21 protein-coding genes are annotated in these 25297 nt (G+C 74.3%); 17 read left to right on the top strand and 4 right to left on the bottom strand.

What is annotated here, in order from left to right; all coding sequences use genetic code 11:
• Positions 1-110 precede the first annotated feature (110 nt).
• The 12 genes from ACFRMQ_RS16535 to ACFRMQ_RS16480 all read left to right on the top strand — a co-directional run bounded on the left by ACFRMQ_RS16535 (position 111) and on the right by ACFRMQ_RS16480 (position 12136).
• Entirely contained in the window at positions 111-878 is a 768-nt protein-coding gene (locus ACFRMQ_RS16535) for an SDR family oxidoreductase (protein WP_380731155.1), read from the top strand.
• 13 nt (positions 879-891) lie between these two features.
• Positions 892-1185 (top strand): Clp protease N-terminal domain-containing protein, encoded by a 294-nt coding sequence (locus ACFRMQ_RS16530; RefSeq protein WP_380731160.1) that lies wholly within the window; start codon positions 892-894, stop codon positions 1183-1185.
• A gap of 148 nt (positions 1186-1333) precedes the next feature.
• Complete coding sequence (locus ACFRMQ_RS16525; protein ID WP_380731154.1) at positions 1334-3115, top strand: ATP-binding protein; 1782 nt, start codon at positions 1334-1336, stop codon at positions 3113-3115.
• Positions 3112-3546: a roadblock/LC7 domain-containing protein gene (locus ACFRMQ_RS16520; protein ID WP_380731153.1), complete on the top strand. Its 435-nt coding sequence runs from the start codon at positions 3112-3114 to the stop codon at positions 3544-3546. Before ACFRMQ_RS16525 ends, ACFRMQ_RS16520 begins: the two co-directional genes overlap by 4 nt.
• Positions 3543-3911: a DUF742 domain-containing protein gene (locus ACFRMQ_RS16515; RefSeq protein ID WP_380731152.1), complete on the top strand. Its 369-nt coding sequence runs from the start codon at positions 3543-3545 to the stop codon at positions 3909-3911. Before ACFRMQ_RS16520 ends, ACFRMQ_RS16515 begins: the two co-directional genes overlap by 4 nt.
• A 136-nt stretch (positions 3912-4047) precedes the next feature.
• On the top strand, positions 4048-4725 hold the full coding sequence (locus ACFRMQ_RS16510; protein WP_380731159.1) for an ATP/GTP-binding protein: 678 nt from the start codon (positions 4048-4050) through the stop codon (positions 4723-4725).
• Complete coding sequence (locus tag ACFRMQ_RS16505; protein ID WP_380731151.1) at positions 4722-5966, top strand: cytochrome P450; 1245 nt, start codon at positions 4722-4724, stop codon at positions 5964-5966. Before ACFRMQ_RS16510 ends, ACFRMQ_RS16505 begins: the two co-directional genes overlap by 4 nt.
• Before the next feature lie 66 nt (positions 5967-6032).
• Entirely contained in the window at positions 6033-6221 is a 189-nt protein-coding gene (locus tag ACFRMQ_RS16500; RefSeq protein ID WP_380731150.1) for a hypothetical protein, read from the top strand.
• A gap of 298 nt (positions 6222-6519) precedes the next feature.
• Positions 6520-7908, top strand: a complete 1389-nt coding sequence (locus tag ACFRMQ_RS16495; protein ID WP_380731149.1) for an ABC transporter substrate-binding protein — start codon at positions 6520-6522, stop codon at positions 7906-7908.
• Positions 7909-8186: 278 nt separating this feature from the next.
• Positions 8187-9239, top strand: coding sequence for a carbohydrate ABC transporter permease (locus tag ACFRMQ_RS16490; protein WP_380731148.1), 1053 nt, complete (start codon positions 8187-8189; stop codon positions 9237-9239).
• 44 nt (positions 9240-9283) lie between these two features.
• Complete coding sequence (locus ACFRMQ_RS16485; RefSeq protein ID WP_380731147.1) at positions 9284-10174, top strand: carbohydrate ABC transporter permease; 891 nt, start codon at positions 9284-9286, stop codon at positions 10172-10174.
• Between the two features lie 273 nt (positions 10175-10447).
• Entirely contained in the window at positions 10448-12136 is a 1689-nt protein-coding gene (locus ACFRMQ_RS16480) for a DUF4153 domain-containing protein (RefSeq protein ID WP_380731146.1), read from the top strand.
• Positions 12137-12314: 178 nt separating this feature from the next.
• On the opposite strand, the gene ACFRMQ_RS16475 is transcribed toward ACFRMQ_RS16480, so the two are convergent.
• On the bottom strand, positions 12315-13121 hold the full coding sequence (locus ACFRMQ_RS16475; protein WP_380731145.1) for an MFS transporter: 807 nt from the start codon (positions 13119-13121) through the stop codon (positions 12315-12317).
• 427 nt (positions 13122-13548) lie between these two features.
• Here ACFRMQ_RS16475 and ACFRMQ_RS16470 point away from each other — a divergent pair, with 427 nt between their 5' ends.
• From ACFRMQ_RS16470 to ACFRMQ_RS16460, 3 genes are all read left to right on the top strand, one after another.
• Positions 13549-14112 carry a TetR/AcrR family transcriptional regulator gene (locus ACFRMQ_RS16470; protein WP_380731144.1) on the top strand — a complete coding sequence of 188 codons (564 nt, stop codon included), beginning with the start codon at positions 13549-13551 and terminating at the stop codon, positions 14110-14112.
• Positions 14113-14292: 180 nt separating this feature from the next.
• Positions 14293-14991, top strand: coding sequence for a ribonuclease HII (locus ACFRMQ_RS16465; protein ID WP_380731143.1), 699 nt, complete (start codon positions 14293-14295; stop codon positions 14989-14991).
• Between the two features lie 101 nt (positions 14992-15092).
• Positions 15093-15749, top strand: coding sequence for a hypothetical protein (locus ACFRMQ_RS16460; RefSeq protein ID WP_380731142.1), 657 nt, complete (start codon positions 15093-15095; stop codon positions 15747-15749).
• Positions 15750-15964: 215 nt separating this feature from the next.
• Here the strand turns inward: ACFRMQ_RS16460 and ACFRMQ_RS16455 are convergent, their stop codons facing one another.
• Together ACFRMQ_RS16455 and ACFRMQ_RS16450 are read right to left on the bottom strand one after the other, a co-directional pair.
• A complete protein-coding gene (locus tag ACFRMQ_RS16455) occupies positions 15965-16621 on the bottom strand; it encodes a hypothetical protein (RefSeq protein ID WP_380731158.1) in 657 nt (218 codons plus the stop codon).
• A 426-nt stretch (positions 16622-17047) separates the two neighbouring features.
• Entirely contained in the window at positions 17048-19243 is a 2196-nt protein-coding gene (locus ACFRMQ_RS16450) for a RecQ family ATP-dependent DNA helicase (RefSeq protein ID WP_380731157.1), read from the bottom strand.
• A 229-nt stretch (positions 19244-19472) separates the two neighbouring features.
• Between ACFRMQ_RS16450 and ACFRMQ_RS16445 the strand changes: the two genes are divergently transcribed.
• A complete protein-coding gene (locus tag ACFRMQ_RS16445) occupies positions 19473-21032 on the top strand; it encodes a DUF4192 family protein (protein ID WP_380731141.1) in 1560 nt (519 codons plus the stop codon).
• Positions 21033-21066: 34 nt separating this feature from the next.
• Here the strand turns inward: ACFRMQ_RS16445 and ACFRMQ_RS16440 are convergent, their stop codons facing one another.
• Positions 21067-22380, bottom strand: coding sequence for an alpha/beta fold hydrolase (locus tag ACFRMQ_RS16440; RefSeq protein ID WP_380731140.1), 1314 nt, complete (start codon positions 22378-22380; stop codon positions 21067-21069).
• 753 nt (positions 22381-23133) lie between these two features.
• Between ACFRMQ_RS16440 and ACFRMQ_RS16435 the strand changes: the two genes are divergently transcribed.
• Entirely contained in the window at positions 23134-25257 is a 2124-nt protein-coding gene (locus ACFRMQ_RS16435; RefSeq protein WP_380731156.1) for a glycogen debranching N-terminal domain-containing protein, read from the top strand.
• Positions 25258-25297 lie beyond the last annotated feature (40 nt).

Here is a 25297-nt window from a genome sequence, read left to right as displayed (position 1 = left end):
CCTTCACGGTCCTCGCCCCGCTTCTTCGTGTTCCGGGGGATGCCGATGTCACGTGCGGGGGCGGTGCCCGGTCCTTGGGGGTGACGGTTCCTGATGAGAGGAGTGGTGCGGTGACGGGCACGGTGCTGGTGACCGGGGCGACGGGGACGCTGGGGCGCGAGGTGGTGCGGCTGCTGGCGGAGCGCGGGGTGGCGGTGCGGGGGTTGAGCCGGCGGGCGCGGGCCGGCGGCGACGGGGTCGAGTGGGTGGTCGGGGACCTGGAGAGCGGGGCCGGGATCGCCGGGGCGATGGCCGGGGTCGAGGTGGTGGTGGACTGCGCGACCACGCAGGGGAAGGCGGACGTGGCCGCGGTCCGGACGCTGGCGGCGGAGGCGCGCGAGGCCGGGGTGCGGCACCTGGTGTACGTGTCGATCGTCGGGATCGACCGGGTGCCGCTCTCCTACTACCGGACGAAGCTCGCCTGCGAGCGGCTGGTGCGGGAGTCGGGGCTGGGCTGGACGGTGCTGCGGGCGACGCAGTTCCACGACCTGGTGCTGAGGGTCTTCGACGCCTCCGTGAAGCTGCCGGTGTTCCCGGTGCTGAGCGGGGCGGCGTTCCAGCCGGTGGACGCGCGGGAGGTGGCCGAGGCGCTCGCGGACCTGGTGGGGGAGGGGCCCGCGGGCTTCGCGCCGGAGGTGGGTGGCCCGCGGGTGCGTTCGTACCGGGAGCTGGCCGAGGCCTACCTGCGGGCGGCGGGCAAGCGCCGCCCGCTGCTGCCGCTGCGCCTGCCGGGGGCGACCGCCCGGGGCCTGCGGGCGGGCGGGAACCTGACGCCGGAGCGGGCGGTGGGCCGGGGGACCTTCGAGGAGGCGCTGGAACGACGGTTCGGCGGGCGTTGAGGTCCGGCCCGTCCTGCGGCACGAGTACATCGGGACGGAGCACCTCCTCCTCGCGATCCTCGGCCGACCGGAGGATCCCGCCTCCGCCGTGCTGGTCGACGCGGGGCTGGACCGGGAGACGGCGCGCCGGGCGGTGCGGAGCCGGCTGGGCGACGGGGACCAGGCGCAGGCGCTGGCCGCGATCGGGGTCGACCTGGGCGCGGTGCGCGAGGGGGAGGGGCACGGGGCGCCGATTCGTGTGGGTGACGTGGAAGAAGGGGATTGTCCGTCAACTGTCTGCTTGAGGGAAATGTCTGAATCGATATGATTGACAGATAGCGTGAACCGATGAACCGCCCGGCACGTTTCGCGACGTCGCCGGGCGGTCTCGTATGCGCCCCGACCAGCTGCCGGCGCCGACCGTCGTCGGCCGACAGCCGCGCCGCCGCCCGCCGACGTTGCCGAGGACCGCCCCGATGAGAGAAGCCACCAGCCCCGACGGCCGATCGCGTCGACGGCCCGCGCCGCGCACCGCCGCCCTGACCGCCGCCGCCGTCCTGCTGACCCTCGTCGCCGCGCCGGTCGGCATCACCCGGGCGCTCGGTGCGCACCAGCCGCTCACCGCGCTCGCGGTCGGCGCCGTCACGGTGCTCTGGCTGATCGCCGTCGGACTCGCGGCGCGCGGAGTCGAGCGCACCCACCGCCTCACCGAGGAGCTGGCCGCGCAGCACGAGGAGACCCGGGCCGCACTGGTCGCCGCGGGTACCGCCCGGCAGGCCGAGACGGCCGCCGCCGACCGCGCCGCCGCCGCGCTCGCCGACCGGGACTTCGCCCGCGCCGAGCAGGCCCGGGCCGAGACGGACGTCGCCGCCGCGCACGCCGAACTGTCCCGGCTGCGGGGCGAACTCGACTCCGAGCGGGCCGGGGCACGGGAGGACCGGGCCCGGGTCGAGGCGGAACGCGCCGAGCTGGACCGGATCACCGGGGTGCTGCTGCCCGAAGTGGTGAAGAAGCTGCGGGCCGGCGCGGCCGTGGACAGCGCGCTGGCCGCCCACCGCAAGCACCCCCAGTACGGTCTGCTGCGCGCCGTCGGTGAGGAGATCGGCCGGGGCGAGCGGCTGCGGGCCGCCGCTCTCGCGGTCTGCGCGACCGCCGCCGGCCGGGTGCAGGCACTGGCCACGAGCATGCACGCCGAACTGCGCGAGATGCAGCACCGGCACGACGAGGAGGTCCTCGGCGACCTGCTGAGCCTGGACCACTCGACCGCCCAGGCGGGCCGGATGGCCGACAGCATCGCGGTGCTCACCGGCGCCCGCTCGGGCCGGCGCTGGGCCAAGCCGATCGCGGTGGAGTCGGTGCTGCGCGGCGCGCTCGGCCGGATCGGCGCCTACCAGCGGGTGCGGCTGCACAACGCCAGCACCGCCGCGGTCGCCGGGTACGCCGCCGAGGGAGTGATGCACGCGCTGGCCGAGCTGCTGGACAACGCCACCAACTTCTCCGCCCCGCCGGCCGAGGTGCACGTCTACGTCGAGGAGGTGCCCGCCGGGCTGGCGGTCACCGTCGAGGACAGTGGGCTGGGCCTGAGCGACAGCTGGCTGCGCCGGGCCGAGCGAGCCGTCTCCGCCGAACCGCTGGACCTCACCACGCTCTCCGCCGGCACCCGGCTGGGGCTCGCGGTGGTGGGCGCGCTGGCGCGCAAGCACGGTCTGCAGATCTCCTTCCGGCCGTCGGCGCGCGGCGGCACCGGCGTGGTGATGCTGATCCCGCAGCAGCTGGTCACGCATCCGGTACCGGAACCGGAACCGGCGCCGACCTCCGGCCAGGCGCCAGGCCGGGCTCCCGTTCCGGCACAGGCGCCGCGTACGGAGGCTGCGCGCCCCGCGCTCACCCCGGCGGGCTCCGTTCCCGCGCTGCCGTCCCCGGCGCCCTCCGCACAGCGGGCGCACTCCCGGGCACCGGGCGCCGCCGCGCCCGCCCTGCCGGCCGCGCCCGCCCGGATGACCGACAGCGGCCTGCCGCAACGGCGTCGGGGGCAGACCCCGGCGACCGCCGACGCCCCCGCGACTGCCCGGGCCGAGAGGCCCGTACGCGCCGAGGCGCCGACCGCGGCCTCCCGATTCGGCGCGTTCCGCCGGGCCGCCGCCCGTCCCGCGACGGCCGAGCAGCCCGCTGCCGGGCCGGCCCCGACCGGGTCGCCGACCACGGACCCCGACACCTTGCCCGATGCTTCCCCCGTCACCGAGAAGGACACCCCATGAGCAGTGCCACCGACCGTGACCTCGACTGGCTGTTGGAGAACCTGCTGGCGGCGACCCCCGGCACCCGACACGCCCTGGTCCTCTCCGCCGACGGCCTCAAGCTCTGCCACACCGCCGGGCTGAGCACCGACCAGGCCGACCAGCTGGCCGCCATCGCCTCCGGCCTGCAGAGCCTGGCGCACGGCGCCTCGATCGAGTTCGGCGACGGCAGCGGCGGCGTGCGGCAGTCGATGACCGAGTTCCACGGCGGCATCCTGTGCATCGTGGCGGCCGGCGAGGGCGCCCACCTGGCGGTGGTGACGGACGACGAGGCGGACGTCGGCATGGTCGGCCACAACATGCACGGCCTGATCGAGCAGATCGGGGTCCACCTCAGCGCGCCCGCCCGGGGCGCGGAAGACGAGGCCGCTCAAGAGAGCGCGGGCATATGAACGCCGGGCCGGTGCTGCCGGGCCGCGACGAGGACCCGGACCGCCTCTACACCATCACCCGGGGTCGCAGCCGGGCGCCGGAGAACGCCTTCGACCTGGTCACCCTGATCGTCGCCGAGCGTCAGCCCGTGCCCGGGATGCAGTCGGAACACGCCCGGATCCTGCGGATGTGCGAGGCGCCGACCGCCGTGGTGGAGGTGGCGGCGGAGCTGTCACTGCCCGTCTCGGTGGTGAAGATCCTGCTCGGCGACCTGCTGGAGTCCGGAGCGGTCACCGCCCGGCACCCCCGGTTCGCGCCGAACAAGGCCCGGCTGCCCGACCTCGACACGCTGAAGCAGGTGCTGCATGGCCTCGAACGGCTCTGACCTCCGGGTCGCCGGCGACGCCCGGGCCGCTGGTGAGGCCCCGGCCGTTGGTGAGGCCCCGGCCGTTGGTGAGGCCCGGCCCTCTGCTGAGGCCCCGGCCGCCGCCCTTGTCCGGCCCGCCGGCCCGCGCACCCCGCTGCGGGCGACCGCCGACAACGCGCTGAAGATCGTCGTGGTCGGCGGCTTCGGAGCGGGCAAGACCACGCTGGTCGGTTCGGTCAGCGAGATCCGCCCGCTGAACACCGAAGAGGTGATGACCAAGGCGGGCGAGGGCATCGACCCGGCCGGTGCCTGGGGCAAGCGCTCCACCACGGTCGCCTTCGACTTCGGCCGGATCACCCTCTCCGAGCGCCAGGTGCTGTACCTGTTCGGCGCGCCCGGACAGGAGCGCTTCCGGTTCCTCTGGGACCGGCTGTTCAGCGGGGCCCTGGGCGCGGTCGTCCTGGTGGACACCCGGCGGCTGGAGGACTCCTGGTACGCGATCGACCGGCTGGAGCACCACGGGACGCCGTTCATCGTGGCCCGCAACAACTTCGGCGAGCCGAGTCACACCCTGGAGCAGGTCCGCGAGGCCCTGGACCTGCCGGCCGGGGTGCCACTGGTGGACTGCGACGCGCGCGACCGCGAGTCAGGCAAGCGGGTGCTGATCGCCCTGGTCCACCACCTGGCCGCGCTGGCCGATGCCGACGGGGCCGCGCTGTCCGGCGAGGCGGTCCTACTCGACAGGACCGTCCTGTCCGGTGAGGCCGTCCTGCCCGAAGGGGCCGCCCAGGAAGGGGCCCGTACCGCGATCGACGAGGAGAGCACCCCGTGACCGAGCCCGCCGCCACCCCGCCCCCGGGCTGCCCGGCGCACGCCGGTGCCACGCCGCTGTACGGGCCGCGCTTCCAGACCGACCCGGCCCAGCTCTACCGCGAGCTGCGCGCCGCGCACGGCCCGGTCGCCCCGGTCGAGCTGGCCGGCGGCGTCCCGGCCTGGCTGGTGATCGGCTACCGCGAGCTCCGGCAGGTGACCGGCCGGCCGCAGCTGTTCGGCCGCGACTCCAGCCGCTGGCACGCCTGGGCGACGCTGCCCCCCGACTGGCCGCTGAAGCCGATGGTGGAGCCCGTCCCCTCGATCCTCCACGCCGAGGGCGAGGAGCACGTGCGGCGCTCGCGCGCGGTCACCGACGCGCTGGCCGGGATCGACCCGTACGAGCTGCGCAAGCACGCCGAGGAGATCGCCGACGGGCTGATCGACGAGTTCGCCGGGCGCGGCGAGGCCGACCTGGTCGCCGAGTACGCGCACCGGATGCCGCTGGTGGTGCTGTGCCGGGTGCTCGGCCTGGACGAGGAGCAGGCGCCGCAGCTGATCGAGGCGCTGCTGGCCATGCTGGACGGCGGCCCGGACGCGCCGACCGGCGCCCAGCGGCTGCTGGAGCTGATGCTCGCGCTGGTGGAGGAGAAGGCCGAGCACCCGGGTGCCGATGTCGCCTCGCGGATGCTGGAGCACCCGGCCGGGCTGACCCATGACGAGGTGATGCGCGACCTGCGGGTGCTGCTGATCGCCGGGCACCAGCCGACCTCGTACTGGATCTCCAACGCGCTGCGGCTGATGCTCACCGACGAGCGGTTCGCGGCCTCGCTGGCCGGCGGCCGGCGCAGCATCAGCCAGGCCCTGAACGAGGCGCTCTGGGAGGACACCCCGACCCAGATCTTCGCCGGCCGCTGGGCGGTCCGCGACACCCTGCTGGGAGGCCGGCGGATCGCCGAGGGGGACATGCTCCTGCTCGGGTTCGCCGGGGCCAACGCCGATCCGTCGGTCCGGCAGGCCGACGGCCGTCCGGCCGAGGGGAACCGGGCGCACATGAGCCACTCGTACGGCGAGCACGGCTGCCCGTTCCCGGCCCAGGAGGCGGCCGAGGTGATCGCCACGACCGCGATCGAGGTGCTGCTCGACCGGCTGCCGGACCTCCGGTTGGCGGTGGCCGAGCACGCGCTGGTGTGGCGGCCGTCGGCCTGGGTGCGCGGGCTGGTGGCGCTGCCGGTCGCGTTCACCCCGGGCCACCCGGCCTGATCCGCCGCGCCTCTTCGACCATTCGCCGCGCCCAGCCAAGACCCTTCGTGCGAAGGAGAGTTGTCGATGAGCGCTGCCCCGGCCCGATTCGCCCTCGACCCGCCGGCAGGTGACAGCGCGGCCGAGCACCGGCGGCTGCGCGCGCTGTTCGAGCGCTTTCCGGACCTGTCGCTCGCGGTGCCGGACGCCGAACTGCGGCCGAGTCCCTCCCTGGTGGTGAACAGCCTGCGGGAACTGTCGGTCCGACTGAGGTGACGGAACGTCAAGACTGTTGCCCCGGCAGGGTTTCCGGTCGGGGCATCCGGCTTCCGGTGGCGGTGTTCCGGGTAACACGTTCCGGGTAACACCTGGTCGTGGGTCACGGTCGGGACACCGGCCGGTGAAGGTCGAACGCGGACCTTGGCGCGGCGCGGTGGCTGCGTTAACGTCGTCGATCAGTCCGGCCCCCTTCCGCCCGCGAGCCCGTTCCGCGATCTCCCGTAGGCCCGTCTCCGGTACAGCGCGATGTCGTTCAATCCACCTTCGGCAGTACGCCCTGGCGAGGAGAACCGCATTGACCCTCAACCCGTCCGCGCCGCGTCCGAGTTCCCGCCGCCGTCTGGCCGCCCTGCCCGCCCTGGTGGCGGTGCTGGCCCTGACCGCGGCCTGCTCCAACAGTTCCGGCGGCTCGGGCGGCGGCGGAGGCGGATCGGCCGAGTCGCTGCCCGGTGACTGCGCCAAGTACCAGCCCTACGCCGGGCATTCGGGCACCACCGTGACGATGTTCGCCTCGATCCTGAGCCCGGAGTCGGACAACCTGGAGAAGTCCTGGGTCGAGTTCGGCAAGTGCACCGGGATCAGGATCAGCTACGAGGGGTCGAACGACTTCGAGTCCCAGCTGCCGGTCCGGGTCTCCGGCGGCAACGCCCCGGACTTCGCGATCATCCCGCAGCCCGGCCTGCTGGCGCAGATGGTGAAGAGCGGCAAGGTGGTGAAGCCGTCCGCCCGGACCGTCGCCAACCAGGACAAGTGGAGCCCGATCTGGAAGACCTACGGCTCGGTCAACGGCACCTTCTACGCGGCGCCGATGAGCGCCAACATGAAGTCCCTGGTCTGGTACTCGCCGAAGGCCTTCGCGGCGGCCGGCTACGAGGTGCCCAAGACCTGGGCCGACCTGATGGCGCTCAGCGACCGGATCGCCAAGGCGGGCGGCTCCAAGCCGTGGTGCGGCGGCATCGCCTCCGGGACGGCCACCGGCTGGCCGGCCACCGACTGGCTGGAGGAGGTGGTGCTCGGCTCGCTCGGCGGCGAGGTGTACGACCAGTGGGTCGGCCACCAGGTGAAGTTCTCCGACCAGAAGATCACCACCGCGATGAAGACGGTCGCCGACTGGATGCAGAACCCGGGCTGGGTCAACGCGGGCTTCGGTGACGTGAAGTCGATCGCCACCACCACCTTCCAGGACGCGGGCACGCCGATCCTGAACGGCAAGTGCCTGATGCTCCAGCAGGCGTCGTTCTACGAGGCGCAGTGGCCCAAGGGCACCAAGGTCGGCCCGGACGGGGACGTCTTCGCCTTCCACCTGCCCGCGGTGAACCCGTCCGTCGCCAACCCGGTCGAGGGCGGCGGCGAGTTCCTGGCGGCCTTCTCCGGACGGCCCGAGGTGCAGGCGGTGCAGGACTACCTGTCCAGCTCGGACTGGGCGAGCAGCCGGGTGAAGACCGCGACCGGCTGGGTCTCGGCCAACCAGGGCGTGGACAAGAGCCTCTACACCGATCCGATCGACAAGCTGTCGGCCGAGGCGCTGACCGACCCGGCGGCCACCTTCCGCTTCGACGGCTCCGACCTGATGCCGGCCGCCGTGGGCGCCGGGCAGGAGTGGAAGTCGCTGACCGCCTGGTTCGCCGAGGGGCAGTCGATCCAGAAGACCGCCGCCGACATCGACGCGGCCTGGCCGCAGTAGCCGGGCCGGGCGGGGCGGGGCGGAGCCGAGCCGGGCCCGCAGGAGTGGGGACCGTCCCGCAGAGCCGCGCCCGCAGGCGGAGCCGGTCCCGTCCCGTAGGAGCCGCGCCCGCAGGCGGAGCCGATCCCGTCCCGTAGGAGCCGAGCCCGCCGACGGTGTCGAACCGGACCCGCTTCCGGCGGCCGGGCCCACCGAGGACCACCCGTCGAGGGCGGTGCGGGGCCACCCACCCGCACCGCCCGCCCCCTTCCCCTCCACACCCGAAGGGACGCGCAGCCATGTCCGTACCCGGATTCCCGACACCCGTGGCCGACCTGGCCGCCCGGGGACTGGCCACCGAGAGACTGGCGGCCGGCGCCTGGAACGACGCCGCGGTCAAGTTCGGCAACACCTTCGGCGCCGTCGCGGGCTTCCTCGGCATCCTGCTGGTGGTCTTCCTGGTCGCCGGCCGGGCCCGCGGCCGCCTGGCCCGGCCGCTCGCGGTCGCGGTGTTCCTCGGCCCGGCGGCGCTGCTGCTGGCCGTCGGCCTGGTCGTGCCGCTGCTCCGCACGGTCTACCTCAGCGTCCGGAGCGACGACGGCAGCCGGTTCGTCGGTGGTGAGAACTTCGGCTGGGCCTTCACCTCCGACTCGGTGCGGGAGGTGCTGGTCACCACGCTGCTCTGGCTGCTGGCCGTGCCCCTGGCGGCGACCGGACTGGGACTGGTGCTGGCGCTCCTGGTGGACCGGATGCGCGGCCAGTCGGTGTACAAGTCACTGATCTTCATGCCGATGGCGATCTCGCTGGTCGGCGCCTCGATCATCTTCAAGTTCGTCTACGAGTCGCGCGGGCCGGGCCAGCCGCAGATCGGACTGCTCAGCCAGCTCGCCGTCGCGGTGGGCTGGGACGATCCGCCGAACTGGCTGCTCTCCCAGCCGTTGAACACCTTCCTGCTGATGGCGGTGATGGTCTGGGTGCAGACCGGCTTCGCGATGGTGGTGCTGTCGGCGGCGATCAAGGCGATTCCGGACGAGGTCGTGGAAGCGGCCAGGCTGGACGGCGCGAGCGGGGTGCGGCTGTTCTGGTACGTCACCGTGCCGATGATCCGCACCACGGTGATGGTTGTGCTGACCACCGTCATGCTCATCACCCTGAAGGCCTTCGACATCGTCCGCACCATGACCGGCGGCAACTTCGGCACCCAGGTGCTGGCCAACGAGATGTACTCGCAGTCCTTCGTGCAGTTCAACGACGGGCGGGGCAGTGCCCTCGCGGTGCTGCTCTTCCTCGCGGTGCTGCCGCTGGTGGCCTACAACATCGTCCAGCTGCGGAAGGAGCGTGAGGTCCGGTGACCGGGACGGGTGGTCGGGAGGGGGCGCGGGGTCGGGAGGGGGCGGTGCGGAAGGCCTTCAGCAGCCCGCTGGCCTCGGTGTTCGTGATCGCGATGACGGTGCTCTGGACGATCCCGACGCTGGGCCTGCTGGTCACCTCGCTGCGGCCCAAGCAGGACGTGACCGACAGTGGCTGGTGGAACGCCTTCCTCCACCCGGACTTCGGTCTCGGCAACTACCACGCGGTGCTGTTCGAGGGCGGCCCCGGCGTCTCCACCGGCCTGATGCCGTTCCTGGTCAACTCGCTGGCGATCAGCGTTCCGGCGACCGTCTTCCCGCTGGTGCTGGCGGCGATGGCGGCGTACGCGCTGGCCTGGGTGCGCTTCCGGGGGAGCGACGCGGTGTTCTTCACGGTGTTCGCACTTCAGGTGGTGCCGCTCCAGATGGCGCTGATCCCGCTGCTGCGGCTGTTCTCCGGCGGTGCGCACCTGGGCCCGCTGACGCTGATCCCGGCGTTGGACCTGAAGGGCAGCTATGCCACGGTCTGGCTGGCACACACCATGTTCGCGCTGCCGCTGGCGGTGTTCCTGCTGCACAACTTCATCGCCCAGCTGCCGCGCGACCTGATGGAGGCCGCGGTGGTGGACGGCGCCTCGCACTTCAAGATCTTCCGGTCGATCGTGCTGCCGCTGTGCACCCCGGCGCTGGCCTCGTTCGCGATCTTCCAGTTCCTGTGGGTCTGGAACGACCTGCTGGTCGCGCTGACCTTCGCGGGCGGCACGCCGGAGGTGGCTCCGATGACGGTACGGCTGGCGCAGCTGTCCGGCTCGCTCGGCGGGCGGTGGGAGTTGCTCACGGCCGGGGCCTTCCTGTCGATCACCGTGCCGCTGATCGTCTTCTTCAGTCTCCAGCGGTACTTCGTCCGGGGGCTGCTGGCCGGATCGGTGAAGGGGTAGCCCGGGGTGGCCCGGGGGAGTCCTTGGTGGCCAGAGCGTTCTGAACGCGTTCAGTCCCAGCTTTTGAACTTGTTCAGAATGGTCTACAGTCGGCAGCGGCCGGGGCGCCGAACGCGCCCGTCGGCGGACCGTCCGGTGGGCGGCTTCCGCATGCCCGTCGACCACTGAGGGGGACTCATGTCAGGCCTGTCCATGCCTGCCTCGTCCGATTCACCAGGCTTGCCGGTTTCACCCGAAGTGGCAGGTTCGCCCGAGGCGGCAGGTTCGCCCGCGGTGGGCGGTCCGTCCGAGTCGGGTGGTCCGTCGGAGGCGGGTGGCCTGTCCGGAACGGGTGACCTGTCCGGAACAGGTGGGCCGGACGGCGCGTACGACCCGTATGACCCGTTCGGTCCGTACGCGCGGCCCGAGGCGGTCCCGCACCGGGCACCCGGCACGCCCGCGCCCTCGGCCACCGACTGGCTGCGCCGCAGTGACCCCGAACGCCGGGCGGCGGCCACCCCGCGGGTCCTCCTGGCGGCCCTGGTCACCGGCTTGCTGGCGGCATGGCTGCTGTACGACGGCCTGGGCCCCGACCTGTTGCTGCTCGGCGCCGCCACCGCGGCCGGGGCCGGGATCGCCGCCCGGTCGGCCGGTCGGCGGATCCGGCCCTGGACGGTGGTGTGGAGCCTGCTCGCGCTCGCCCTGCTCGCCGTTCCGGCGGTGTGGGACGCCGGGCGGCCCGCCGCGCTGGCCGTCGTCGGTGCGTTGGCACTGGCCTCGCTGGCCCTGCACGGCGGCCGCCGCTGGCCGGGCGTGGTGCTCGCGCTGCCCGGCATCCTGTGGCAGCTGGTGCCCTCCGCGGTCTGGGTCTGGGAGACCATGGAGAGGCAGACGCTGCCCGGCCGCGGCCGGATCGTCCCGGTGCTCAAGGCGCTCGCGGTCGCCGCCGCCCTGCTGACCGTCTTCGGCCTGCTGTTCGCCAGCGCCGACGCCGCCATGGCGGACCTGCTGGGGAACCTCGGCCCGAGCCTCGATCTCGGCCGGCTCCCGGTGCGCGTCCTGCTCTTCGCGCTCGGGGCGCTCACCACGCTGGGCTTCGCGCACATCGCGGCCGGCCCGCGCCGCTGGGACCGTACGGTGGTCCGGCCGGGCCGGGAGCGGCGCCGGCTGGAGTGGGCGCTGCCGCTGGTCGCGCTCGACCTGCTGTTCGGCGCCTTCGCGGTGGTCCAGGCCGTCGTGGTGCTCGGCGGTGCGGACGCGGTGCTGCGCAACACCGGTATGAGCCGCTCCGCGTACGCCCGTCAGGGCTTCTGGCAGCTGACCGTGATCACCGTGCTGACCCTGGTCGTGGTGGCCGTCGCCAAGCGGTGGGCTCCGCGCACCACACCGGCCGACCGCCGGGTGGCGCGGATCCTGCTGGGGTTGCTCTGCCTGCTGGCGCTGGCCGTGGTCGCCTCGGCGCTCGGCCGGATGTGGTTCTACGTGGACGCCTCCGGGCTCACCCGGCTGCGGCTGTGGATCCTGGTGGTCGAGGTCTGGCTGGGCGTGGTCTTCCTGCTGCTGATCACCGCCGGGCTGACCCGCGGCGCCGGCTGGCTGCCCCGCGCCGTCGTGCTCAGCGGCATGCTGACCGTCGCGGCGTACGGGCTGATGGGCCCGGACGCGATCGTCGCCGAGCAGAACGTCGCCCGCTACGAGCGGGCCCTGCGGGACGACCCCCGGACCGCGGCCATCGACCTGCGCAACGTCCGCGGGCTCTCGGCGGACGCGGTGCCGGCCCTCGACCGGCTCCCCGGCCCGCAGCGGACCTGCGCGCTCCAGCTGATCAGGCAGGACCTGGAGCAGGCGGAGAAGCCCTGGTACGCGGCCGGGGCCTCGGTCGCCCGGGCGCGGCAGATCCTTGCCGAGCGGCCGTTGGCGGAGCGCGTGGTGGGCGGGCGCGGCGCGTGCGAGCAGGCGGGGCTGGGGTACGACCGCTGGTGACGGGTGGTCGGCGGATACCGGTCGGACCGGGGCCGGACCGGGGCCGGACAGTGATCGGGCCGGGCGGGAATTCTGTGCTCCCGCCCGGCCCGGCTGGCGTCCGGTACGTCGACGTCCGGGTGCGTCGATGTTCGTGCGCGCCGGCGTTCGGCTCTGGTGGTGTTCCCCTTCGACGGCGTCAGTGCATCGCGACGGCGGAGGATCCGCTCGGCAGGTCACTGGCCTTGGCCTTGATCGCGAAGACCGCGACCAGCAGGGCGACCGCCGCGAGCGCGGCGTCCACGATGAAGCCGTGCGAGATCCCCTCGGTGAGCACCGTGTTGGCGGCGTCCGTGCCCGTCGGGAACTCGTGGTGCTGCTGGAGGTAGGCGAGCTGCTCCGGATTCGCGGTCTCCATGAACTTCGGCAGCTGCACGGCGGCCTCGGCCGTGGCGTAGTGCGCGAAGACCGTGGTCAGGATCGACAGCCCGAGTGAACCGCCGATCTGCTGCATCGAGTTGAGCAGGCCGGAGGCGGCGCCGGTCTCCTCTGCCGGGACACCCGCGACGGCGATCAGCATCACCGGGACGAAGATCAGGCCCATGCCGAAGCCGAACACCACCGTGGGGCCGAGCACCCCGTCCAGGTAGCCGCTGTCCTTGCTCATCTGGGTCAGCCAGGTGAGGCCGACGGTGACCAGCAGCGCGCCGCCCGCCATGAACGGCTTCGGGCCGTACTTGGCCTGGAGGTTGGAGGCGAGCTGCGCGGCGGCGACGATCGAGACGCTGATGGGGAGGAAGGAGACGCCGGCCTTCAGCGGGCTGTAGCCGAGCGGGCCCTGCACGAACAGCACGACGTAGATGTGCGGCAGCGCGATGTTCACGATGGTCGCGTCGAGGACCACCATGAGCTGGGTGGCCGCGATGACGGTCAGGGTGATGCCCTTGCCCCGCCCCTGGCTCGCCTGTGGTGGTGAGTTCTTGCTGAGCGTGTCGGAGATAGCCATGAATGTGCCCCCTGCTGGCTATGTGCTCGGTGGTGCGGGGCCGACGGAGTCGTCGGCCCGGGCATGGCGCTGCGCCCTTGCGCAGGCCCGGAAGGAACGGGATCGTTCACTAATCTGGGCGATATCGTGGCCGTAATTGTGAACGCAACCGTTCCTTAGGGGTGGTTGGTGATGGAGCGGTTGGTGCGGCGCCTGGTGGCGGACCGGTCCGGGCGGTCGCCGGTCGATTCGGCGGTCGATTCGGTGGCGGAGCAGGAGCAGGAGCAGGAGCAGGAGTCGGGGCGGGGGCGGGGGCGGGTGCCGGGGCGGCCGGAGTGGGGCGTGCGGAGACGGGGTGCGGGCGGAACCGGGTGGCCAGTCCGACCCGTGCCCGGTGCGGGCCGCCCGTCCGGTCCTGACGCGGCCGGCGCGGCGGCGGGGGAAGGAGTTGGAGAGCGCGATCTTCGAAGCCGCGCTCGACCAGCTCACCTCCGGCGGATACGCGCGGCTGACCATGGAGGGGGTCGCCGGTGCGGCGCGAACCGGGAAGGCCGCGCTCTACCGGCGCTGGGCCTCCAAGGACGAACTCGCCCTCGACGCCCTGGATGCCACGCTCCCACGCCCCTACGACACCCCGGACCTCGGGTCCGCGCGCGATGAACTCCACCAGCTCATCGAGGGGTTCACCGGAGCGATGGCCTCCCGGGCTGGCTCCGCGCTCAACGCGATCATGGGCGAGATCGACCACGAGCGGGCCGAGGTGTTCAAGGGCTTCATCGCCGGCCGGGTCATCGAGCCGACCGCGCGGACCATCCTGGAGATCCTGCGGCGCGGCGTCGAGCGCGGCGATGTCCGGCCCGGCGCGGCCACCCCGCTGGTAGCGGACGTCATCCCGGCGATGATGCTCTACCAGGTCAAGATCCGCGGGCTGGAGAACCTGGGGCCGGGCTTCGCCGACAGGCTGGTGGGCGAGGTGCTGGAGCCGATGATCCGGGCGCGCGGGGACGGCTGAGGCGGGCCTGGGGGTCGACGGCTGTTCCGCCGGCCCGGACCGGGAGGCGGTCTTCACCTGTGGGGTCGGCCTGGCGGCGGGGACGGCTGACGGTTGCCGGCGTCGGCTGTCCACGGAGGCGGACATGGTGGCCGTGGGGCGGGCTTAGGCTGGAGGCTGTCCAGCTGAACGGAATTCGCCATGCCCATCGTCCCGCCGACGCACTCCGTCGAACGTTCGCTCCGCCGGGCCGGTGCCAAGATCGTCGTCGGCCTCGACGAGGTGGGGCGTGGCGCCTGGGCCGGACCGGTCACCGTCGGCGCGGCCGTCACCGGTCTGCGCCGGGCGCCGGAGGGGCTGACCGACTCCAAGCTGCTCACCGAACTGCGGCGCCGCGCGCTCGCCCCGGTCCTCGCCGACTGGGTCACCGCGTACGCGCTCGGGCAGGCCTCGGCGCAGGAGTGCGACGAACTCGGCATGACGGCGGCGCTGCGGCTGGCCGCGGTCCGCGCGCTGGAGGCGCTGCCGGTCGAACCCGACGCGGTCATCCTGGACGGCAAGCACGACTACCTCGGTGGCCCGTGGCGGGTGCGCACGGTGATCAAGGGCGATCAGTCCTGCATCTGCGTCTCCGCCGCCTCGGTGCTCGCCAAGGTCCACCGCGACGGCCTGATGGCCGAACTGGGCGAGGGGTGTCCGGAGTACGGCTTCGCCGACAACGCCGGCTATCCGTCCCCGGTGCACCGCGCCGCGCTGGAGGAGTACGGTCCCACCGAACACCACCGGCTCTCCTGGGCGTACATGGACGGACTGTCGAAGTGGAGTCATCTCAAGCGCGTTCGGGAGGGTGCGGGCGGCGCCCAAGGGTCCGCCGACGAACAGTTGACGCTCGGTTTTTGACGATCCGTCTGGAATTGCCCCGGGGAGGGGCGGGAGCGGACCGGTGCCAATGGGTGGGGTACCCGTGCGGACCCCCACCGGCATTTGATAGATATCCGGGTATGCCTGTCTTCCCCGAGGAGCCGGAGATTCACGAGAGCCTCCCGGGCCCCGGCGTTCCCTTCCCCCGCGAGTCGGACGCACAAGCCCCCGCCACCGCACCCACCACCACCGTCGCCACCCCGGCTCCGGTGCCCGGCCCCCGCTCGGCGTCCCCGCGCCCGGCTCCGCCGCGCGCCGCCCGCCCGGGGCCGCCGCGACCGATTCCCAAGCCCGGGCCGGCACCGCGCCGCCCGGCCCCCGCCGCACCGCAGGTGGAGGTCCAGCGGATCGCCGCCACCTCGGCGCAGGCGGTGGAGCGCGCCGATGACGCGGTCGACCTGCTGTTGGAGTCCGGTCGCGAACCGGGCGACATCCTGGTGCTGACGGTCGGCGAAGCGCACCCCTGGCAGCAGCACGAGCTCTCCTTCGGTGAGGAGCGCTACTGGGCGCAGCTCACCGAGGGCGGGGACGTGTTCTACGCGGACGCCGCGTTGACCCGTCCGGTCAGCCGACAGGTGGTCGTCCTGGTGGTCAACGGCGGACCGTCCGCCCGGGCCGCCGAGGCGTACACCAAGGCGCTCGGCCACGCGACCGCGCTGCTGGTGGTCTGCGGTGACGCCGGCCCGGCTGCCGTGGGCTCCGCCGGAGTCGCGGAGGGTCGCCCGGCCAAGGCCTGATCGCAGTTGTCCGGTTCGGGCCCGGTGCCGCCGTGCGGTGCCGGGCCCGAGGTCCGTCCTGCGACGGACGGCGTCCGGCGGGCGGTCGGCAGCGGTCGGTCTGGTCGGTGGCGGCGACGGTGGTGGCGGCGGCCTGGTCGGCGGTCGGTCGCGGTCCGGCTGGGCGGGTGCGTTCGGCGATCCGGCAGTCCGGTGGAACCGATGTCGCCGCAGGCTCAGCGTGTACCGGTGCGGCGGGTCGGTTCGGCCGCTGCGACCCTGGCCGGACCCCACGGCGGCTCGGACTGCGGGGAGTGCGTCGCGTCCTCGCCCGGCGTGGCCTGCTCGGCCGTCGGTTGACGGGTGCGCTGGCCACGCGGGGCGTCGAGCGCGGACCGCGGCGGCAGTTCCGTCACGGTGTGCACCGGTCCGTCGGCCCAGGAGCCCGCGTGCGGCTTGCGTCCGCCCCGACCGTCCCCGAGGACCTGCCAGCCCGCCGGGGTGAGTCCGATGTACGCGCCGCAGCGCAGTCCGTGCAGTACGGACGCGTCCCGCAGGGCCCACATCCAGGCGCCGTCCTGCTCCGTCCAGCCGGGTGCGCCGTCGCGGCAGCGCATCAGCACGGTCGTCCGGGTCGGCTCGGGCAGGCGCAGGTCGTGCGGGATGATCCTGCGCAGGTGTGCCAGCAGGGCGTTGCGGTGCTGCCAGCCGTCGGTGTCATGCGGCCAGGGGGTGAACGAGGCCGAGGCGGCGAGGTGGTGGAGCGCGTCCAGGACGGCGACCACGATGGTGCCGGGCTGGGGCAGGTGGCGTTGGTGGAGTTCCAGGACGAACTCGCGGGGTTCGCGCAGCAACGGGATCCCCGAGGAGGCCCAGGTCTCCAGGTCCAGCACCCGTCTGGGTTCGGGACTCCCGGAGAAGGGATTCTGACCTCGGTCGATGCCGTTGATCACGATCCTCCTTCCTGGCCCGTGGGCAGGCGGGTGCCTGGGTACGCCGAAGGGCGGGTCCAGCGGACCGGGTTTCGGGTACCTCCCAATTCTCGGGGCATCGGGGGTGAGGCGGCAACGATGAAATTACGAACGCCACCCGATAGCCCATGGTCTGTCGGATATGTTCCACAACGGTGCGAACGGCGGCGAGGCGCCTCAGGGCCTTGATCCACAACGTCCGGAGGGCAGGGTGAACCGTCATCGACATGAGGGGCACTCCTTTCTCGGGTCGTTCGGCCGGTGTGATGGAAATCGCTTCGTCTGGCCCTTTCCGTTAGGCCGTTCGGGTGAAGCGAACGGCTCCCGTGGCGGCTTTCCGCCGTCCCGTCACCCCTGCACGGCCAGCACCAGCGGCAGCACCGCGCTCGCCCCCGCCCGACGCAGCAGCCGCGCGGCCACGGTGACCGTCCACCCGGAGTCGACGAGGTCGTCCACCAGCAGCACCGGGCCGCCGGAGGCCGCGACCGCCTGCTCCACCTCCGGGGGCAGGACGAGCGCGCCGGCCAGGGAGTGCAGGCGCTGGGCGCTGTTGCTGCGGGCGCCGTGCGGCGGCAGCCCGCCGGCGTACTCGATCCGGCCGAGCAGCGGCAGCCGGCCGATCTCGGCGATCCGCGCGCCGAGGCTGCCGACCAGCCGGGGCCTGGTCGAGGAGGCCATGACCACCACGCCGGCGGGCCGTTCCAGCCGGGTGCCCTCCGCCGTCGCGGGACCGGCCCAGCCGCCCGGACCGCGGGCCCAGTCGGCGAGCACCGCCACCAGCGCGTCCACCGCCTCGCCGGGCACCGGCACGTCCGGCGCCTGGTCGGCGAGCAGGGTGCGCAGCCGGTTGCCCCAGCCGATGTCCGACAGCCGGCCCAGTGCCCGGCCCGTCTCCGCCTGCTCGCCCGCCGGGATCCGTCCCTTGAGCGGCACCCCGAGCGCGTCCATCCCGGTCGGCCAGAGCCGACGCGGCTCGAAGCTCAGGCCCGGGCGGCCGAGCGCGGCCCGGGCGGCGGCCAGCGCCTCGGCGGAGACGTCCGGGGTGTGCAGCGGCCCCGCGCAGTTGTCGCACCGCCCGCACGGCGCGGCCTGCTCGTCGTCCAGCTGCCGGCGCAGGAACTCCATCCGGCAGCCGGTGCCCGCCGCATACTCGCGCATCGCCCGCTGTTCCGCCTCCCGGGAGGCGGCGACCTTGGCGTAGCGGGCGGTGTCGTACTCCCAGCTCTGCCCGGTGGCCGTCCAGCCGCCCTTGACCCGGCGGACGGCGCCGTCCACGTCGAGCACCTTGAGCATGGTCTCCAGCCGGGCCCGGCGCAGGTCCACCCGGGGCTCCAGGGCGGCGGTGGAGAGCGTCCGCCCGGCCTCGGCCAGTGCGTCGATGGTGCGGCGCACCTGCTCCTCCGGAGGGAAGGCCAGCGAGGCGAAGTAGCGCCAGATCGCCTCGTCCTCGCGCCCGGGCAGCAGCAGCACCTCGGCCCGGTCCACGCCTCGCCCGGCGCGGCCGACCTGCTGGTAGTAGGCGATCGGCGAGCTGGGCGAGCCGAGGTGCACCACGAAGCCGAGGTCGGGCTTGTCGAAGCCCATGCCGAGCGCGGAGGTGGCGACCAGCGCCTTGACCCGGTTGGCCAGCAGGTCGGCCTCGGCGGTGCGGCGCTCGGCGTCCTCGGTGCGGCCGGAGTAGGAGGCCACCGGGAAGCCGCGCTCGCGCAGGAAGGCCGTCACCTCCTCGGCGGCGGCCACCGTCAGGGTGTAGACGATGCCCGAGCCGGGGAGCCGGTCGAGGTGGTCGGCCAGCCAGGCGAGGCGGTGCGCCGGGTCGGACAGGGAGAGCACGCCCAGGGTGAGGCTCTCCCGGTCGAGCGGCCCGCGCAGCACCAGGGCGTGCTCGTCGGTGGCGCCGGTGCCGAGTTGCTCGGCGACGTCCGCGGTGACCCGGGCGTTGGCGGTGGCGGTGGTGGCCAGCACGGGGACGCCGGGCGGCAGGTCCGCCAGCATGGTGCGCAGCCGGCGGTAGTCGGGGCGGAAGTCGTGCCCCCAGTCCGAGATGCAGTGGGCCTCGTCGACCACCAGCAGGCCGGTGGATGCGGCGAGCTCGGGCAGCACCTGGTCGCGGAAGTCCGGGTTGTTCAGCCGCTCGGGGCTGACCAGCAGGATGTCGACCTTCCCGGCGGCGACCTCCTCCTGGACCCCGGCCCACTCGTCGGTGTTGGCCGAGTTGATGGTGCGGGCGTGGATGCCGGCCCGGCCGGCCGACTCGACCTGGTTGCGCATCAGGGCGAGCAGCGGCGACACGATCACCGTCGGCCCGGCGCCGCGGGCCCGGAGCAGGGCGGTGGCGATGAAGTAGACGGCGGACTTGCCCCAGCCGGTGCGCTGGACGACGAGGGCGCGGCGGCGGTCGACCACGAGGGCCTCGATCGCCGTCCACTGGTCCTCGCGCAGGGTGGCTCCGGGGCCGGCGAGCTCGCGCAGGACGGCCTCGGCCCGCGCCCGGACCTCGGCGCGGTCGGCGGTGGCGGTGGTGTGGGTGTCGGGCTGCTGCATGGCGTCCATGTAACCCCGTCCCTCCGACAAGCGGCGAATGCGGGGGAGCGGAGGCGGGGGAAGGCCGGGTGTATTTCATCCGCTGGTCCGCTGAACGACAGTCAAATTCCACTCACGGGAGCGGGTTTCGCCTGCTCCGAATGAGTGAAGAGAAATTCGAGGGCCGGGTTATCCACAGGAAAAAAAGAAGTTTCCGTGCCGCTCGTGGATCGGGTCCACTCTTGCGGCCATGAACGCGATGAACAACGAACACGTCATTCTGTCCCTCGGCCCGGCCTCCGATCACCGGCCGGTCGTCATGCGCGGTCCGGCCGACATGGCCGAGCTGCTTCCCTACTTCCTCGGCTTCTACCCCGACGACAGCATCGTCGCGGTGGGGCTGCACGGCCCCGGCCTGCACCAGGGCGGGGTGATCCGGGCGGACCTGCCGCAGTCGCCCGCGCAGTGGCCGGCCGCGGCGGAGGAGACGGCGGCCCTGCTGCTGGCCCTCTCCGAGCGGCACGGCGCCCGGCCGCTCCAGGTGCTCCTCTACCTCTGCCGGGATTCCGGCGCGCCCCACGCCCCGCCGGTGGTGGACGGGCTGCAGCCGCTGGCGGAGGCCCTCCGGGCGGCCTTCGGGCGCCGTGGCGTGGCCGTTAAGGAGTCGCTGTGCGTCTCGGACGGCCGCTGGTGGTCCTTCCTCTGCCGCGGCGACGGTTGCTGCGATCCGGCGGGCAATCCGGTGCGGCGCGGTCCCGATCCGGGCCCGGCGGGCGCCGCCGCGACGGTGGCCGGTCTGGTGCCGCGCGGCAGTCGGAAGGCGATCATCGGCGGGCTGGATCCGGTCGGTCCGCCGCAGGACGCCGCCCAGCGCGAGGCGCTCGCCCGGGCCGAGTCCGTGGACGCCCTCGCCCGGGAGCAGCGCATCGGCCTGCTCGACCAGGCCGTCGCCGAGTTCCAGGCCGGAGCCAGGGAGCTCGACGCGGACCGCACGGCCCAACTGCTGCTCGCCCTGCGCGACCGCCTGGTGAGGGACCGTGGCGTCGAGTTCGCCCGGCCCGCCGAGCTGGCCCCGGCCGAGCGGCTCTGGCGCTACCTCGCCCGGCGGGCCGTGCCGCCGTACGAGGGCTGCGCGGTGGCCCCGCTCACCCTGCTGTCCTGGACGTCCTGGGTCGCCGGGGACACGGCGACGGCCCGGGTCGTGCTCGGCCACGTCCTACGGCTCGCCCCGGGCTACCTGCTGGCCGAGCTGCTCTACGAGTCGCTCAACGACGGCATGACGCCGCAGGGACTGCTGGCCGCGGTCGAGGCCCAACGCCGTCGGCGCGAGGGGCCCGGGATCACGTCGGCCCCGGCGGGTGGGCCGCGGCCCCCCACGGGTGGGGCGCCCGGCGCCGAGGAGCCGCCGCCCACCGAAGGGCTGTCGTCCCCGGGTGACGCGGCCCCCGGGCCCGCCGTCCCCGAGGCCGACGGGGTCACTGGGGAGCGGCCCGGACGCTCCTCCGGCGGACGGCGGCACCGGCGGGGCGGCCGTCGGAAGGGCTCGCCCACCACGACGGCGCCGGCCGAGCACGGTCCGGGTGCCCCTGACGGCTCCGAAGGCCCGGAGCCGGGCGGCGCGACCGGGTCCGTCGCCCTGCTGCGGGCACCCGGACGGGCCGCCGCGCCCGGGCACACCCCGGTGGCCGGGGAGCGGTCCGCCCGGGCCCTGCGGCTCGGCCGGGCGGTCGGGGCGCACGCCGCCCGTACCGGGCTCCATCGCTGCCGGGGCGTCCGACGGGGGACGAGAGGAGTCCACCGTGCGCACTGAGCCGCTCCGTGCGGCCGTACCGGCCCGTCGGCCGCTACGCCTCGCCGCGTGCCATCTTGATCAGGCGGTCCAGCACCTTGCCGCCGCTCGCCCGAAGGCCGTCGTGCTCCCACTCATTGGTGATCCAGGTCCGCAGGCCGCGCACCGCGCGGGCGGTCTCCAGCGAATCGGCGGTGTCCACGTACATGTCGTCGTGGTACACCGCCGCGACGACCGGCACGGTGTTGGCGGCCAGCCGGGCCCGGTCGTACAGGTTGGGCCAGTCGGTGCGGGCGGCGAGCAGCTCCGCGGTCTCCTTCAGTGGGCGCAGCGCCGGGTCGGTGTCGAACATCCAGGGGTAGATCATCTCCCCGGTGAACAGCACCGGAGCGTCGGACTCCAGCGCGGCCCGGGCGTCGAACCGCGGGAACTCCTTGCGGACCCGCTCGGCCGCCCAGGCGGTGCCGCCTTGGTCCACCGACCGCTGGCCGTAGATCGACTCGTGCAGCACCGCGTAGAGCGGGCCGCCCGCGAAGGAGAGCTGGGCCTGGGCGCCGGCCAGGAAGGTGTCGGAGAGTTCGGGCCCGGCCGAGCCCTCCACCCAGGCCTCCTCCAGCAGGTGGTGCAGCGTGCCGGAGCCGCTGCCGCCGCCGAGCAGCAGGCCGAGGGCCTGGAACGCCTCGACGGTGAGCCGGCCGCCGTCCGGCAGGGTCGCGGGGGCGTCGGCGAGGTGGGCGGCGATCCGGCGCACCGCCTCGACGTCCTGCGGAAACCGGGCGTAGTGGCCCTCGTTCTTGCCGACCACGCGCGGGTATGCGGCGCGGTAGACGTCGTCGGCCGAGCTGCCGAGCCCGGCGAGGCCACCGGTGATGAAGGCCTCGGTCAGGCCTTCGGGCGCGATGGACAGGTAGGTGAGGGTGCAGAAGCCGCCGAAGCTCTGGCCGAGCACGCTCCAGCGGCGGTCGGCGCCGAGCAGCCGCTCACGGATCAGCTCGGCGTCCCGGACGATCGAGTCCGCGCGGAAGTGGGCCAGGTAGTTCGCCTGCTCCTGCGGGCCGCCGCGCCGGGCGAGGGTCTGCCGGGTCGCGGGGGTGGACCGTCCGGTGCCGCGCTGGTCGAGCAGGAGCACCCGGTAGTCGTCCAGGGCGCGGTCCAGCCAGGCGTCCCGGCCGAGTGGCCGGGCAGCCTTGCCGCCCGGCCCTCCCTGAAGGAAGACCAGCCAGGGCAGGTCGTCCCGCTCGCGGCCGACGGCCACCACCTCGCGGGCGTACACCTCGATCCGCTCGCCCTGAGGGGCGGCGTGGTCGAGCGGCAGCTGGAAGATGTGATCGGTCGTGACAATCCCGGGCAGCCGGCTGATGGCGGACATGCAACTCCTCGGTCTCTGCTGGTCACAGCGGTGGCGTCGCGGTTCACGGGGTCACCGGGTGCGGGGGCCGCGACCCCCGCACCGTATCCTGGCGGCGGTCGAGCGCCGGTTCGACCGCACAGTCCGTCCGATCGGACGGCCGGTACCGACCGGCGTCGGGCCCGAGCCTGCCCCTCGACGGCCAGGACGGCAGGTCCCCGGGCCTCGGACGGTGGATGGTGACGTGCCCGCCGTAAGGCCTCGGTGCCGTTCGGCGGAAGCGGCACGGCCGCCCGGCGGAGCCGCCCGACCAGCGGCGCAGCGGCGGTGCGTGACCTGGTGACGGTGCGCGGCGTTGACTTCGGGGGCCATCGCCCGGCTCGGGCGGACCGAACTCCGGGCGGTGCGGCCAGGCCGCCCGGGCGCCGGCAGCGGCCGGCGGCCGCTGCGGCACCACGTACGGTCCCCCTGCGGGGTCGGGCGGTCCGGCGGGCGCGGCAGGGGGAAGGGCGTCACCGGTAGGCCGGGACGCCGGACCTGACGGCCTACCGGGCGTGGTGGCGGGCCCCGGAACGAAGGCGCGGCGCGCCGGTACCGGACCGGTACCGAGCACCGCATGGCACGACCCGCCACCGGGTACGGCCAGGCACGGCACACCCGCCGACGGGACACCCCGTCGGCCCGGCACCATCAGCACGCGATCGAGCATGCTCGCGGCCCACCGGCCTGACCCGGCCACCGGACCGCCGAGGGGAGGAGAGTCCGGTGACCGCCATGAGGCCAGCACAGGCCATGCCGGCCGAGAGCGTGGTCGGCGCGCCGCCCAGACTGGTGGGCCGTCCCGACCAGGGCCCGGCCGCCGGTCCGGCGGGCGCACCCGTCGGCCAGAGCCGGCCGGCGACCCCGCCGCGTCCGCAGCCGCCCGCCGTCCACCACGCGGTCATCTGCGTCAACGCCCCGGCTATGGCAGCCTCCGGCCCCGACGGCCAGCTGCGCGGCCACGGCCTGAACGGCTTCTACCGCAACGGCGTCCGGGTGCTCGCCCGGATGGAGCTGCGACTGGGCGGCATGGAGCCCCTGCCGCTCCAGGGTGCCCTGACCAGCACCGCGGAGGCCCGCTTCCTCGGCGCCGTCCGCCTCCCCGGAGACCTCGACCCGGACCCGGCGCTCACCGTCGAGCGGCTGCGCCACGCAGACGGCGTGGAGACGGTGGTCGTGCGCAACACCGGTCCGCGACCCGCCCGGCTGCCGCTGGAGATAGCCCTCGGCACCGACCTCGGCCCGGTCACCGAGATCGCCGCCGGGTACCGCCAGCCCGACCTGCCGGGTCAGGTGCACTCCGCCGGGCTGCGTTGGACGGGGCCGGTGCACAGCGCGGTGGTGAGCGCCCAGCCCTCCCCGCACGCAGTCCTGGCCGGTGCCGGAGTGCTCCGCTGGGACCTGGAGATCCAGCCCGGCGCCCGCTGGTCGGTCGAGCTGCACACCGAGCTGGAGAGCGCCGCTACCGGCCCGCGCCCGCCGGGCGGACGCGGCACCGGTGTCCCGCTGCCCTGGTCCGATCCGGAGGTCCGCAGCGACGACGCCCGGGCCGCCGTCCTGGTCTCCCGCTCGCTGGACGCCCTCGGCGGGCTGCTGTTCGCCGACCCGGACCGTCCGACCGACCTCTACTCGGCCTCCGGCGCGCCCTGGCGCTTCGGCCTCGCCCCGGCCGACGCACTCTGGGCCGCCCGGCTGACCCTGCCGCTCGGCACCCGGCTGGCGGCCGGCACTCTCCGGGCGCTGGCCCGCCGTCAGCAGCCCGCCGCCCCGGGTCGTACCGAGGGCCTGCTGCCCGGCGCCCTGCGCCACGGCGGTCCCGAGCTGCCGCCCACCTGCACCGCCACCGAGGCGACCTTGCTGTTCGTCACGGTGCTGGCCGAGGCCTGGCGCTGGGGCCTGCCCCGGGCGGAGGTCGCCGAGCTGCTCCCGGCCGCGGAGCGGGCACTGGCCGCCCTGCGCGAGGGGCTGGTGGACGGCTTCGTCACCGACCTCGGTCGCCCGGCCGAGGAGCGCTCCGCCCACCCGGTCGCCGCCCGCGCCGAGGTCCAGGCGCAGGCCCACCGCGCCGCCCTGCACGGGGCCGAGCTGCTGGAGGCCTTCGGCCGGCCGGGCGCCGAGGAGTGGCGTGGCTGGGCCGCCGCACTGCGCGGGCGCTTCCGCGAGCGGTTCTGGATCGACGACCTGTCCGGCGGCCGCCCCGCGGCCGGGCTGGCGCCGGGCGGACAGCCGCTGCCCGCTGTCGCCTCCTCCCTGGTGCACCTGTTGGACACCGGGCTCGCCGTCGACGGCGGCCGGCACGAGAGTCTGCTGGACCGCGAGCAGACACGGCTGCTCGCCCAGCGCCTGGTCGCGCCGGAGCTGGACAGCGGCTGGGGCCTGCGCACCCTGAGTGCCAAGTCCCCCCGGTTCAACCCGCTCGGCCACCGCGGTGGCGCGGTGCGGGTCCACGAGACGGCGCTGGCGGTCGCCGGACTGGCCGAGGCCGGTCACGAGAACGAAGCCGGCACCCTGCTGGAGGGCCTGCTCGCCGCGGGTGCCCACTTCGAGGGGCGGCTGCCGGAGATGTACGCGGGGGAGCAGCGCACCCCGGGTTTCCCACCGGTGCCGCACCCGGCGGCCTGCCGCCCGGCGGCGGTCTCTGCGGCCGGTGCCGTGCACGCGGTGTTCTCGCTCGCCGGGGTCCGGCCCGACGCCCCGGGCGGCCGGGTACTGGTTCGCCCGGCCAGCACCGCGCCGCTCGGCGAGCTGGAGCTGACCGGCCTGCGGGTGGCGGGTGAGCCCTTCTCCGTCCGGGTGAGCCGGATCGGCGTGGCGATGGTGGAGGAGGCGTCCACGGACCTGCAACTCGTCGCCCACTGAGCCCGCCGCCGCGCATCCGGGCCCGGGCGTCGGTGACACC

Source organism: Kitasatospora sp. NPDC056783, from assembly GCF_042789895.1.
Taxonomy (GTDB): Bacteria; Actinomycetota; Actinomycetes; order Streptomycetales; family Streptomycetaceae; genus Kitasatospora.
Note: the sequence above shows the minus strand (reverse complement) of the source record. Positions and strands in the feature narration are given on the sequence as shown.

Excerpts from the sequence above, each read along its gene's own strand:
- ACFRMQ_RS16465 (WP_380731143.1), top strand. The coding sequence starts at position 14,293 with ATGCCCATCGTCCCGCCGACGCACTCCGTCGAACGTTCGCTCCGCCGG.
- ACFRMQ_RS16515 (WP_380731152.1), top strand. The coding sequence starts at position 3,543 with ATGAACGCCGGGCCGGTGCTGCCGGGCCGCGACGAGGACCCGGACCGC.
- ACFRMQ_RS16460 (WP_380731142.1), top strand. The coding sequence starts at position 15,093 with ATGCCTGTCTTCCCCGAGGAGCCGGAGATTCACGAGAGCCTCCCGGGC.
- ACFRMQ_RS16520 (WP_380731153.1), top strand. The coding sequence starts at position 3,112 with ATGAGCAGTGCCACCGACCGTGACCTCGACTGGCTGTTGGAGAACCTG.
- ACFRMQ_RS16500 (WP_380731150.1), top strand. The coding sequence starts at position 6,033 with ATGAGCGCTGCCCCGGCCCGATTCGCCCTCGACCCGCCGGCAGGTGAC.
- ACFRMQ_RS16440 (WP_380731140.1), bottom strand. The coding sequence starts at position 22,380 with ATGTCCGCCATCAGCCGGCTGCCCGGGATTGTCACGACCGATCACATC.
- ACFRMQ_RS16450 (WP_380731157.1), bottom strand. The coding sequence starts at position 19,243 with ATGCAGCAGCCCGACACCCACACCACCGCCACCGCCGACCGCGCCGAG.
- ACFRMQ_RS16445 (WP_380731141.1), top strand. The coding sequence starts at position 19,473 with ATGAACGCGATGAACAACGAACACGTCATTCTGTCCCTCGGCCCGGCC.
- ACFRMQ_RS16490 (WP_380731148.1), top strand. The coding sequence starts at position 8,187 with ATGTCCGTACCCGGATTCCCGACACCCGTGGCCGACCTGGCCGCCCGG.
- ACFRMQ_RS16475 (WP_380731145.1), bottom strand. The coding sequence starts at position 13,121 with ATGGCTATCTCCGACACGCTCAGCAAGAACTCACCACCACAGGCGAGC.
- ACFRMQ_RS16435 (WP_380731156.1), top strand. The coding sequence starts at position 23,134 with ATGAGGCCAGCACAGGCCATGCCGGCCGAGAGCGTGGTCGGCGCGCCG.
- ACFRMQ_RS16525 (WP_380731154.1), top strand. The coding sequence starts at position 1,334 with ATGAGAGAAGCCACCAGCCCCGACGGCCGATCGCGTCGACGGCCCGCG.